The organism is Pantoea sp. X-Soil-TKNS-1211, from assembly GCF_059730495.1.
Map to the genome: position 1 here is coordinate 3,656,381 of NZ_AP035953.1, position 11,563 is coordinate 3,667,943.

Annotated in this window: 12 protein-coding genes; 3 read left to right on the forward strand and 9 right to left on the reverse strand. The window is 55.0% G+C overall.

The genetic code is table 11. The annotated features are described in order from the left end of the window. Positions 1–38: 38 nt before the first annotated feature. Positions 39–2,402, reverse strand: a complete 2,364-nt coding sequence (locus AC6I8W_RS17195; RefSeq protein ID WP_497835978.1) for a TonB-dependent hemoglobin/transferrin/lactoferrin family receptor — start codon at positions 2,400–2,402, stop codon at positions 39–41. 245 nt (positions 2,403–2,647) lie between these two features. Here AC6I8W_RS17195 and AC6I8W_RS17200 point away from each other — a divergent pair, with 245 nt between their 5' ends. Further along, positions 2,648–2,935: an Rdx family protein gene (locus tag AC6I8W_RS17200; RefSeq protein WP_497835979.1), complete on the forward strand. Its 288-nt coding sequence runs from the start codon at positions 2,648–2,650 to the stop codon at positions 2,933–2,935. A 17-nt stretch (positions 2,936–2,952) separates the two neighbouring features. Here AC6I8W_RS17200 and AC6I8W_RS17205 read toward each other — a convergent pair whose 3' ends face one another. The 8 genes from AC6I8W_RS17205 to AC6I8W_RS17240 form a co-directional block, all read right to left on the reverse strand. Continuing rightward, positions 2,953–3,828, reverse strand: a complete 876-nt coding sequence (locus AC6I8W_RS17205; RefSeq protein ID WP_497835980.1) for a LysR family transcriptional regulator — start codon at positions 3,826–3,828, stop codon at positions 2,953–2,955. A 69-nt stretch (positions 3,829–3,897) separates the two neighbouring features. Next, a complete protein-coding gene (locus AC6I8W_RS17210; protein WP_497835981.1) occupies positions 3,898–4,620 on the reverse strand; it encodes a DUF554 domain-containing protein in 723 nt (240 codons plus the stop codon). A gap of 10 nt (positions 4,621–4,630) precedes the next feature. Next, positions 4,631–5,209: a UbiX family flavin prenyltransferase gene (locus AC6I8W_RS17215; protein ID WP_497835982.1), complete on the reverse strand. Its 579-nt coding sequence runs from the start codon at positions 5,207–5,209 to the stop codon at positions 4,631–4,633. An 11-nt stretch (positions 5,210–5,220) separates the two neighbouring features. Further along, a complete protein-coding gene (locus AC6I8W_RS17220) occupies positions 5,221–6,702 on the reverse strand; it encodes a UbiD family decarboxylase (protein ID WP_497835983.1) in 1,482 nt (493 codons plus the stop codon). A gap of 195 nt (positions 6,703–6,897) precedes the next feature. After that, on the reverse strand, positions 6,898–7,437 hold the full coding sequence (locus tag AC6I8W_RS17225) for a PadR family transcriptional regulator (protein ID WP_497835984.1): 540 nt from the start codon (positions 7,435–7,437) through the stop codon (positions 6,898–6,900). A gap of 92 nt (positions 7,438–7,529) precedes the next feature. Further along, complete coding sequence (locus AC6I8W_RS17230; RefSeq protein WP_497835985.1) at positions 7,530–8,318, reverse strand: siderophore-interacting protein; 789 nt, start codon at positions 8,316–8,318, stop codon at positions 7,530–7,532. Between the two features lie 20 nt (positions 8,319–8,338). Then, a complete protein-coding gene (locus AC6I8W_RS17235) occupies positions 8,339–9,064 on the reverse strand; it encodes an SDR family NAD(P)-dependent oxidoreductase (RefSeq protein WP_497835986.1) in 726 nt (241 codons plus the stop codon). 10 nt (positions 9,065–9,074) lie between these two features. Further along, positions 9,075–9,518: a GlcG/HbpS family heme-binding protein gene (locus tag AC6I8W_RS17240; RefSeq protein WP_013510411.1), complete on the reverse strand. Its 444-nt coding sequence runs from the start codon at positions 9,516–9,518 to the stop codon at positions 9,075–9,077. 317 nt (positions 9,519–9,835) lie between these two features. Here AC6I8W_RS17240 and AC6I8W_RS17245 point away from each other — a divergent pair, with 317 nt between their 5' ends. After that, positions 9,836–10,738 (forward strand): metal ABC transporter substrate-binding protein, encoded by a 903-nt coding sequence (locus AC6I8W_RS17245; RefSeq protein ID WP_497835987.1) that lies wholly within the window; start codon positions 9,836–9,838, stop codon positions 10,736–10,738. A gap of 3 nt (positions 10,739–10,741) precedes the next feature. After that, positions 10,742–11,563 (forward strand): manganese/iron ABC transporter ATP-binding protein, encoded by an 822-nt coding sequence (locus tag AC6I8W_RS17250; RefSeq protein WP_497835988.1) that lies wholly within the window; start codon positions 10,742–10,744, stop codon positions 11,561–11,563.

Consider the following 11,563-nt stretch of genomic DNA (forward strand, 5'->3'; position numbering starts at 1 on the left):
TGAAAATGCCCTGCGTTACCGCAGGGCGAAGTGATTTATTAGAAATCGACGTTCACACCCAACTGGAAGGTGCGTCCGGGTTGTACCGCCAGCGCGATATCGTTGCGATCTTGTGCGGTATCGCTGGTCAAATCGCGGCTGCTCAGATAATCCCAGTATTTACGGTCGGTGATGTTATACACGCCACCGCTCAGCTTGACGTTCTTCATCACCTGCCAGTACGCAGTCATATCCACCATGCCATAGCCCGGTACACGCATGTATTCGGTGGTGGAATCGGTAATGGCTGTGCCGGTGTTGGTGTAGCTCTGGCGGTTGGTTGCCGTAGCTTTTTTACCCTTCACGAAGGTTGCCGTGACCGCTGCGCCGTACTCTTTCTGCGGAGCATCCCACGCCAGACCCAGCACCGCCTTCATTGGTGGTACGCTTTCCAGATCGACGTAACGGTCGCCGAGGTAGCTGGACTTCGACTTACCTTCGTTATAGCTGAAGGCAAAGCGTGCGCTCAGACCCTGTACGTCTTCGAACCAGGTGCCGAAGTTCACCGCCCCGCTCAGCTCAGCACCATAGATATAGGCTTTGTCACGGTTCTCTGCCTGATAGGTGGTGTAAATGTTGCTCGGAACGTTGGTGAATTTCTCCGGGTTACCAGCACGGGTGTAGCGGTTGTAAGCAATGAAGTTTTTGTAGGCGTTGTAGTACAACGCGGTATTCATCGTCACGCCTTCGGTCGGTTGTCCTTTCAGACCCCATTCAAAGTTATTGCTGGTTTCGGTTTTCAGATCCGGGTTACCAATCAACGCATACTGCGCGCTACCGGCATAGCTGGAGCCGAGGTTCCAGGAGCCATACAGCTGGCTGGCGTTCGGGAACTGCGCACCACGTTTGTATTGCAGGTAGGTCATCAGGTTCGGTGTCAGGTCATACTGGAGTGCCAGCGATGGCAGCACCTGAGTATCGCTGTTGCCTGAGCCGTACAGGGCCTCCACTTCTGACTCGCTCAGTGCGGTGCTGCCGCTGGTCAGGCTGGAGAGATTGCGTGGCTTGGTGTTCTGATAAGCTACGCGTACGCCGGGAACAATGGCGAAGTTGTGGCTATCAAGGTCGAAGTTGATCTTATCCTGTACGAAACCGCCCAGCGTGTAGCTCCGGCTGTCAGCATCCGGCTGCATGATCACGCTGTAGACGCTTGGCGTGGGCGATTGACGGAACGGACGTTCGGTTTTTTCCAACTGGCCATTCAGACCGGCGGTGATCTCATGGCGACCGATATTTTTCGCCATGTGCGTATCAAAACCGAAGCTGTCGGTGTTGTAGTCCGAATAGACGGTTTGATAGGCGGTAGCGCTGGAAGGCATGTAAGTGTTGTCATGCGCTTCGGTGTGCTGCCAGTAAATGCGGCTGGACAGGCTGTCGATAAAATCGTTATACGGCGTGTATTCGTCGGCCAGGCTCAGACCCCAGCGGCGTGTATCGCTCTGCTGCTGTGCGGTGCCCCACACGGTGTTGCCCGACGTATCCCAGCTGTCGTAATGGGTATGGTTGGTTTTGTGGTAGAAATCAGCCGTACCGGTAATTTTGTGCGCATCGTTCGGCTCCCAGATCACGCTGCCCAGCAGGGCATCGGAGTGCCAGTTGGCCGGGTAAGCATCTTTGGTGCCGCTGTTGTTCTGGGTTTCCTGACCGTCGCGACGGCTCAGCACGAAGATGCCGCGCAGATCCTGATCGCCAGCAGCGGCGGTGATGCCGTTGTGCCAGCTACGGTTAGAAGAGTCATAATCGCTCTGGTAGCCGAAATAGGTGGTTTTACCCGGATGCAGATAGTCATCCGCGCTTTTGTTGCGGAACGATACCGCCCCACCGATGGCGGTATTCGGCTGTTCGACCGAGGTTGCGCCTTTATCGATATCCACACGGCCAAACATGTAAGGATCGATATAGTCACGACCAATACCAAAGGTATCTAAACCGGCGCGGCTGACATAGCTACGACCGGTGGCATCTGGCAGAGAGACGCCATCGACGTTGATATCTACACGGTTGCTTTCCAGACCTCGGATGTTGTAACCGGTGTAGCCTGCGCGGTCAAAACCGCTTTTGCCGGATGAGGAGCCGCCGCTGGCACCGGTGGCGGTGACGCCGGGTTCATAGCGCATGATGGTACCGAAGTCGTTGCCGCCATCACGCTGCATATCGGCGGCGGTGATGGTGCTTTTGCTGCCTGCTTGTTTCTCGATCTTCGGTGCGGTGACGGTAAGTACTGGTTCAGCCGTGGTGGTTTTATCCGCCGAGACGGCCAGTGCCGAGCTGGCAGCATAGCCACACGCGGCATGAATAGCAGAAGCGAGAATCGCCGTTTTAAAAAGACGCTGGTGAGTTAACCCCGAAAATAATGAGGACATAGACGCGAAATACCTGGTTAATTGTTAGTATTCGCTCACTTGCTTGCCGCCAGAAAACCACAGGTTTTGTATATAAAACCGTAAAAAGTTACAGACTTTTTTTATGTTATAAATGATTTCGTCAGGAATGTAATGTAAGTGGTAATCATTATCAATAGCATTTACACTAAGATGTATCTTAGACAGCACAATTTGTTAACCATAGTTAACTTAATACTAATCAATTAATTAAGATGAGCGATGCGATGACACAGAAACCCGCAGTGAATATTCATTACTGCACCCAGTGTAACTGGCTGTTGCGGTCGGCGTGGATGGCACAGGAGTTGCTGCATACCTTTGCGGATGATTTGGCCTCGGTGACACTGCAGCCCGGCACGGGTGGCGTGTTTGAGATCACCATTGATGGCAACCTGATTTGGGAACGCAAGCAGGAAGGCGGCTTTCCTGATGCGGCGGCGTTAAAGCAGCGAGTGCGAGATTATTGCTTCCCGGAGCGTGAGTTGGGCCATGTGGATAAGAAAAAAAGCTAACGAACCCAATCGCGCCGCTACGCCACTTCATGTTCCAGCGGCCACAGCAAGCGATCCTGCGCGGTGCTCAGCGCGACAATCGCCGGATGGTAAATCGCGAACGGTTCTGCCAGCGGGCACACCATATATTTGCCCTGCGCGCTGGGGATAAACTCCGAGCGCGGTAAAAATGCCGCGCCATCAAACCCCTGCTCCATCATCTCCAGCACCAGACGCGGTTCTGAAACCTTGATACTGATATTCACCTGATCGAGGCTACTGAACAGCTTACTGCGCAGCACTTCATAGGTCCCTTCCCCACCGATGCGGTGCAACAGAATCAGCGGAATGCCGCTAAGATCGGCGAACTGCAAAGCTTTGCCTGCCAGCATTGGGGCGTAGTGCATGGATATCACCGCAATGGTATCGATCGGTTCCAGCTCGCGCACAAACCACGCCTGCCGGTCGCCGGGGGTTTGCATCAACGCAATATCGACCGTGTTATCCAGCAGCATTGCTTCAAGATGGCTGGAATCGGACACGATAACGTTAATATCCCAGTCGGGGCGATTACGGTAATAATCCATCAGGATGGTGTTGAAATAGCGCAGATACAGGTAGGAGATACCGATATTCACCCGACGCTGCTTGCGTGTGGCGATGGTGATGGTCTGACGCTTCAGTTGATTAACCCGGCTCAGAATGTCGCATGCCTGACGATAAAGAAAAGTTCCGGCCTCTGTGAGCACCATACGGCGTGGGGTTCGGGTAAACAGCGGCGAACCAATTTCCTCTTCCAGTTCCTGGAGACGTTTACCCAGCGGCGGTTGTGCGATGTTCAATAGCTTCGCGGCCTTACTGATGGAGCCTTGTTCCGCTATTGTGCAAAAGTAATGCAATCGTTTGAGATCCATGATGCTCCGCGCCTCCTCGCGCCTGATCCGACATGGCTGACCACGATCCAACCGCGGCTGACATACCACTTAATGAATAAACATCGTCCACAGATGGCTGATCGGCATCACCAGCACCAACGCTGGCAGCATATTCGCCACCGGGAATGATTTAATTCCGGCGATACGGAAACCCGCCGCTAACATGATAAATCCACCCGCTGCGGTAAAGTCACTCATCATGGTCGCCGTGGTATGCGGCATAATCAGCACTGCGGCTGACGCCAGCACCAGTTGAATGATTAGCTGCGGCACCGCAATCACGGCCACCGCATAACCCAACAAGGTAGCAAAAATCGCGGCGGTGAAGATATCCATGATTGATTTAACAAACAGGATATTGGGATCGTGCGTCATCCCTTCGGTCATCGCCCCGATAATGCCGGTGCCGCTGGCACAGAACAGCACCAGAATCGCCACGTACTTCTCGGTAAAGGCCGCACCCGTCAGACCGGTTTCGGTTTGTTCGCTCTGGAAACGCCCAACCAGCCCTTTTGCCAGATTACCGAGGCGGCCAATTTTCTCTTCCAAAAACACCAATTCACCGAGTGCAGCACCGATAATCAGCGCCAGAATCACCGCCGGTAAACTGTGAATCTTACCAATCAACACAATCCCGAGGCCCATCGACGACAGGCCGAAGGTCATCGGCAGTGCTACGCGTAAGCGTTCCGGCACTTTGGTGCCGAGAAAAGCGCCAGCCAGCCCACCAATCAGCACGGCACTGCCGTTGACAAAGGGTCCCACTACCATAATTTACTCCTTAGGCTTCATTATGTTTTTCACCCCAGCGTTTCAGGTTGCCAACGTCGAGATCAAACAGGTCGAGGGCGCGCGATACGCTGTGATGTACCATTTCATCCACGGATTGTGGCTTCTGGTAAAAGGCCGGAACCGGCGGGTAAACGATCCCGCCCATTTCCGTTACTGCTGCCATATTGCGGATGTGTACCAGATTGAGCGGCGTCTCACGTACCATCAGTACCAGCCGACGCCGCTCTTTCAGGATCACATCCGCTGCACGGGTCAGCAGATTGCCGGTCAGACCATGCGCGATGGACGCCAGCGAGTTCATTGAGCAGGGCGCAATTAGCATGCCGAGGGTTTTGAACGAGCCGCTGGAGATCGAGGCACCAAGATTGCTGATGCTGTGCACCTCGTCTGCCAAATCGGTGATTTCCTGCCGCTGCCATGCGGTTTCCATGGCACGCGTCACTTCTGCGCCTTTGGTCACCACCAGATGCACCTCAATATCCTGATCGCGCAGCAGTTGCAGCGCCTTCATGCCGTACTGAAAACCGGATGCGCCACTAATGCCGACGATAATGCGCCTTCTGCTCACTACAACCTCACTTACTCAAAATCGGGAAGGAAACGTTTTACATCTACTTTTTTGAACTTAGAACGCTCGAAGTGGGCTTTCAGATGCCACGGAACGGTGCAGTCAAAGATGGTTTTGGTGGTCATGCCTTGCTGGGTAATGCTGGCGCTGTAGGCAGGATCCTGCGATGGATCAAGCGGATGGCAACGCACCCCGGCGATGGTGGCGATATCAACATCACCCTGGAAGCGCGTCTGCATCGCCCACAGGATGTCATCGGTGTCGAACACATCCACGTCGTCATCCACCAGAATGACGTGCTTCAGTTCCGAGAAAGCCGCGAAAGCAATCAGGGCGGCCTGACGTTGACGACCTTCATCCACCGGGGAAGATTTTCTGAACTGGATCACCGCCAGCAGTTTGCCGCCACCTGATGTGTGCGCATTGACGTTCACCACACGGCCCGGCATCGCACGTTCCAGCATATCGAGAATACTGGCTTCAGTCGGGATACCCGCCATGCTGACGTGTTCACCGCTCGGGCCAAGCGTGGTTTGCAGAATCGGATGTTTACGATGGGTTACCGCTTTCACCTTGATGACCGGCAGCTCGGCTTTCGCTTCGCCGGTGTAACCCGGGAATTCCGGCATCGCTTTACCGGTGTTGGTGTTCTGATCTTCACGCACCCGCACATTGGGCAGCAGTTCGCCTTCAATCACGATTTCAGCATGCGCAATGGCTTTTTCGTTGATGCTGACACAGGGTGCCAGTTCAACCGGTTTGCCGCGCAATGCACCGGCAATGCTCAGCTCGTTAAAGCCCAGCGGCGTAGTGGGCGGCTCAAAGCAGGCGGCGATTTCGATTGCCGGGTCAACACCAATGCTGATGGAGATCGGCAGCGGTTTACCGGCTTTTTCGGCTTTCTCACGGAAGGCATCAATATGACGGCCTGGGGTCAGCCACATCGACAGTTCGTCACGGCTCTGGATACACAGACGGTGGATGGTGATATCCGATTCGTGGGTTTCCGGGTCGGAGGCGTAGCACATCCCCATGGTGAAGTAAGGACCGGCATCTTCTTCGGTGTTAGTCGGCGCGGGCAATAGGGTACGCAGATCGAAATTCGGGTCTTCTGCGTAGTGCACCACTTCCTGACACTGAGGTTTTTCGCTGATCACCACCGGCGCAACTGCGTGATGGACGGAATCTTTCAACAGAAAACCGAGTTTTTCCGGCGCGCAATCCAGCAGATGACCGACACGTTCACGGGTAGACATCAAACCGGTGACTACGCGTACATCAGGAAAACCTTTGACCTTGTTGAACATCATCGCCGGGCCTTTGCGCGTCGGACGTTCACAGGTGCCACCGGCACCGACATAGCGGTACACGCCGGAGAGTTCCGCATGCGGATCGACTTCAGTATCGGTACTGACGAATTCGCCTTTCAGGCTTTGCAGCAGCGCGATAGCCGAACGCAGATCATGTACCGGTTGTTTTTTTGTTTCAGACATATTCTTCTCCCTTAACGCTTCAGAGTGAATGCGATGAGGGGAAAGTAGCGCTGAATAATGGCGGGAAAAACTACCGTTTATATTTATCCCCCAAACCTTTTTGGTTTGGATGATATTTATGCTACAGGTTTGTTTTTATTTGTTTATTTAAATAAAACAATGTTGCAACAAATTACGGGATAAAAATGATTCAGATCAACTCTTTGCGATTTTTTCCGCAGCTTCATTCAATGCCGCGATCACAATATCCAACGCTTCTTCAGAAATATTTTCCTGCGCCAGACGATGATTTAACGTGAATTTAATATTGTGAATCGCCTGCTCCACCGCCGGAATGCTGCGATTATTCACCAGAATAGCCAGCGAGGTTAAACGGCCAATGATGGCATCCACATTTTCACGGTTTTCTGCCAGCAACGCGCGACCGCTATCGTTCAGCGTGTAGGCCTTACGCGACTCCTGCGCATCCACCACGCGAATGGCATCGGTTTCTTCCAGCAGAGTCAGATTGGGATAGATAATGCCGGGACTGGGGGAGTATTCCCCTTTGGAGAGTTCTTCAACCGATTTGATCAGCTCGTAGCCGTGAGCATTGCTTTGGGCGAGAAAGTGCAGCATTAACAGGCGGATATCGCTGGCATCAAGCATACGCTCCCGACGCTTTTTACGTGCGCCTGCACAAAATGCACGCTGGGCGTGGTCGCCGTGCCAGGGAGAATCGCGATGCTGTTTCATTGCCTGCCTGAGGGGTCGGTTAAGGGAGGTTGATAGTAGTCTGCCGCCTGGCAAAATTCAACACAGGCGGCAACTGGACGGGCAAGTGTCGGTTATTTCTGATGCCAGTAGGCGACGGCGCGGACAAAATCGGTATCCGCACCACGGCGTTGGGTGAAGTAATCGCTCAGCAGTTTCACCGCCTCGCCTTCGCCGGTCAGCCAGATAAAGTATTCCTCGCTGGGGATCGAAATCTTATCCAGCTTAGCAATCAGCGCGCCGAGGTTGTCACTCTGCATGGTGCCGCTGCCCAGCCAGCTGATATTCACGCCGTCGAGATCGCCCAGATAATCACGCCCGGTGGCTTCATCGACAAACGCCAGCAGATGAACTTCCTGCGCCGCCACTTCCGCCAGACGGCGTTTGATTGCTGGCAGGCCGGTCTCATCAAAGACATAAACCTGGCAGTCATAATCAACCGGTACCACACAGGAACCGCGCGGGCCACCCATCGCCAGCTGGTCGCCCGGCTGTGCATCGTTGGCCCAACTGCTGGCGACGCCGCCATCATGAATATAGAAGTCGAGGGTCAGCGAATCGACGCCGTTGAACTCCAGCGGGGTGTAATCACGCGCGGCCGGACGCACTCCAGCTGGCCATACCACGCCTTCGTCGGTCATGGTCGGCAAGGCCAACACGCTGCCCGGTTCCGGGAAGAACACTTTGATGTGGTCATCATAAGAGGGCGAGTTAAAACCGGCCAAATCGCTGCCGGTAAAGACGATACGCCAAAATTGCCCGGCGATGCGGGTTTTGCTCGCCACAGTGAGGTGGCGGAAACGCAGTTCATTGCGCACGCGACGCGGCGCGCGCGGATTACCCGAAGAGGTCTGTTTTCTCAAGTTATATCTCCCTGCGAGGATCAGCCGAGCATAATGCCGCCGTCCACCGCGATTTGTTGTCCGGTAATAAAGTCATTTTGTATTAAGAACAAATAAGTACTGGCGAGCTCGTCAATTTCTGCGGTACGCCCTAGCGGAATTAGCTCCGCAAAGTGCTGGCGAATTTGTTCCACCTGCTCCGCTGCCTGCTGCCGCCAGAACGGTGTCACTGTCCAGGTGGGGGCAACACAGTTGACGCGTGCTTTGGGTGCCAGCTCCACTGCCAGCCCCTGCGCCAGCGACACAATGCCCTGATTGCCAACATAACTGGCGCAGGCATCCTGAGCACGGCCACCCGTTCCGGCGGTGAAGGTCAGGGAACCACCCGCCTGCACTTTTTCTGCCGCCAGTTTGCCAATCAACACATTGGTGAGGAATTTCGAGTAAATCACTTTCTCAATCAACGCCATGTCGGCGCTGAGAAATCCGCCGCCCATCGCATCGCCGACCATCGAGACCAGATGATCGAACGCGTCGAGCTGTTTAAACGCACTGCGCAGTGCGTCATGATCGTGCGCATCCACCGTCAGCGTCGCCACCTGAGCGCCCTGCTGCGTCAGTGTGGCTTGCGCCTGTGCCAGGCGTTCAGCGTTGCGACCGAGAATCGTCAGTTGTACGCCCTGCGCTGCCGCCAGTTGCGCCACCTGCAAGCCGATGCCGGAGCTGCCGCCAATCACCACCAGATGTTTACCCTGTAATGATGCCATTCCCTGCTCCTTAGAATGCGGCCAGCGCTTCAGCCGCCAGTTCCGCCACCAACGAATCGTTTGCGCCGTGCGCACCACTCACGCCAACCGCACCGATCACCTCGCCATGCAGCCACAGCGGAATGCCACCTTCCAGCGGCGTCACGCCCGGTGTAGCGAGAAAGCTGGGGCTGCCGCTGTTGATAAAGCTTTCAAACTCTTTCGAAGGGGCGCGCAATAACGCAGCAGTACGCGCTTTACCCTGCGCCACACTCGGGCTGATGCCAATCGCCGCATCGCTGCGGTCGAGACTGACCAACTCGCCGGCTCGATCCACCACCGCCACGCTGATATGCCAGCCATGCTGTGCGGCAGTAGCCAGCGCTGCCGAGATAACGGTGCGCGCCGCCGCCAGCGAAATCGAGTGGTAGGTCTGGGCCAGCACTGCGCTGGTCGATTCAGGTTTTTTTTCCATTATTTTGCCTCGCATCGGGCGTCAGAAGCCCGCGCATGAATCAAATATGAAAGCGAAACTCATTCTCATCTGACGCCGGACAGAATAGTTATGATATATCTTAAGCGCAATGCCGAAAAATGCTATTCCGGATGTATCCCACCTGCGCGATAAATCGCGCCGCTACCAACGGGCACTCTTTTGTAGCGGCGCGATTTATCGCGCAGGATGCTACATACACAGCTTTACACAGCAGACCTTTCTCATTTGATTAGCAACTGCTATAAAGTATAGCAATTGCTATATCAGATCGCTTTTCACTCACTTCGGGACTGACGATGAAAATGATGAAAGGAATACTGCTCGGCACGCTGCTGAGCACGCTGTTCAACCCCGGCGCTTACGCCAGCGAGAAACTGAAGGTAATCACCACCTTTACCGTGATTGCTGATATGGCGAAAAACGTCGCCGGGGATGCCGCAGAGGTGAGTTCGATCACCAAACCGGGGGCAGAAATTCATGAATATCAACCGACACCGGGTGATATCAAACGCGCCCAGGGTGCGCAGCTGATTCTCGCCAACGGCATGAATCTCGAATTATGGTTCCGCCGTTTTTATCAGCACTTAAAAGATGTGCCCGAAGTTATAGTCACCCAGGGCGTGACACCGATGGGCATCACCGAAGGCCCGTACAACGGCAAACCCAATCCTCACGCCTGGATGTCACCCGATAATGCGCTGATTTATGTCGATAATATTCGCGACGCGCTGGTGAAGTACGATCCAGACAATGCGGCGATCTATCAGCGCAACGCCGCCGCCTACAAACAGAAAATCACGGATACGCTGCAACCGTTGCGTCAGCAGGTGGCACAGCTGCCAGAAAATAAACGCTGGCTGGTGTCGAGTGAAGGCGCATTTTCCTATCTGGCACGCGACCTGGGGCTGAAAGAACTCTATCTGTGGCCAATCAATGCCGATTCGCAAGGCACACCGCAGCAGGTACGTCGGGTGATTGACCGCGTGCGTGCGGATCAGATCCCCGCAGTGTTCAGTGAAAGCACGGTATCAGATAAAGCGGCACGTCAGGTGGCACGCGAAACCGGTGCACATTACGGCGGCGTGTTGTATGTCGACTCACTGAGTGGCCCTGACGGCCCGGTGCCGACCTATCTCGACCTGCTCAACGTCACCACCCGCACCCTGGTGCAGGGTATCAAAGACGGTTTGAAGGAGTAATCCATGACAAAGGTGCCAGCTATTACCGCTTCCGGGGTCAGCGTTACTTACCGTAACGGGCATACCGCGCTGCGTGAAGCCAATTTCAGCGTACCGGGCGGCTCGATTGCCGCATTGGTCGGGGTTAACGGCTCCGGCAAATCGACGCTGTTTAAGGCGGTGATGGGCTTTGTGCGCCTGGCACAGGGGGAAATCCGCATTCTCGGCATGCCTACGCGCCAGGCGCTGCGGCGCAATCTGGTCGCCTATGTGCCACAGGCAGAAGAGGTTGACTGGTCTTTTCCGGTACTGGTTGAAGACGTGGTGATGATGGGACGCTACGGCCACATGGGGATGCTGCGTATCGCCAAAGAGCACGACCACGCCATCGTCAATGCCGCCCTGGAACGTGTTGATATGCTGGCCTTTCGCCAGCGCCAGATTGGCGAGCTGTCTGGCGGCCAGAAAAAGCGGGTATTTCTGGCGCGTGCCATTGCGCAGCAAGGGGAAGTCATCCTGCTGGATGAACCCTTCACCGGGGTGGATGTGCAGACCGAGGCCAAAATCATCAGCCTACTGGGCGAGCTACGTGACGAGGGTAAAACCATGCTGGTCTCAACCCATAACCTCGGTTCTGTCACTGAGTTTTGTGATTACACGGTAATGGTGAAAGGCACGGTGCTGGCAAGCGGCCCCACCGCTACCACCTTCACAGCGGAAAATCTCGAACGCGCCTTCAGCGGGGTGCTGCGCCATGTGGTGCTGAACGGCTCGGAAGACCGCATCATCACCGATGATGAACGCCCGTTTGTGTCACATCTGCCTCCGGGCAGCGAGAGGGTCTGA

Bases quoted from the DNA above. Each gene is read 5' to 3' on its own strand.
- AC6I8W_RS17195 (WP_497835978.1), bottom strand. From the start codon at position 2,402: ATGTCCTCATTATTTTCGGGGTTAACTCACCAGCGTCTTTTTAAAACG.
- AC6I8W_RS17200 (WP_497835979.1), top strand. From the start codon at position 2,648: ATGACACAGAAACCCGCAGTGAATATTCATTACTGCACCCAGTGTAAC.
- AC6I8W_RS17205 (WP_497835980.1), bottom strand. From the start codon at position 3,828: ATGGATCTCAAACGATTGCATTACTTTTGCACAATAGCGGAACAAGGC.
- AC6I8W_RS17210 (WP_497835981.1), bottom strand. From the start codon at position 4,620: ATGGTAGTGGGACCCTTTGTCAACGGCAGTGCCGTGCTGATTGGTGGG.
- AC6I8W_RS17220 (WP_497835983.1), bottom strand. From the start codon at position 6,702: ATGTCTGAAACAAAAAAACAACCGGTACATGATCTGCGTTCGGCTATC.
- AC6I8W_RS17225 (WP_497835984.1), bottom strand. From the start codon at position 7,437: ATGAAACAGCATCGCGATTCTCCCTGGCACGGCGACCACGCCCAGCGT.
- AC6I8W_RS17235 (WP_497835986.1), bottom strand. From the start codon at position 9,064: ATGGCATCATTACAGGGTAAACATCTGGTGGTGATTGGCGGCAGCTCC.
- AC6I8W_RS17240 (WP_013510411.1), bottom strand. From the start codon at position 9,518: ATGGAAAAAAAACCTGAATCGACCAGCGCAGTGCTGGCCCAGACCTAC.
- AC6I8W_RS17245 (WP_497835987.1), top strand. From the start codon at position 9,836: ATGAAAATGATGAAAGGAATACTGCTCGGCACGCTGCTGAGCACGCTG.
- AC6I8W_RS17250 (WP_497835988.1), top strand. From the start codon at position 10,742: ATGACAAAGGTGCCAGCTATTACCGCTTCCGGGGTCAGCGTTACTTAC.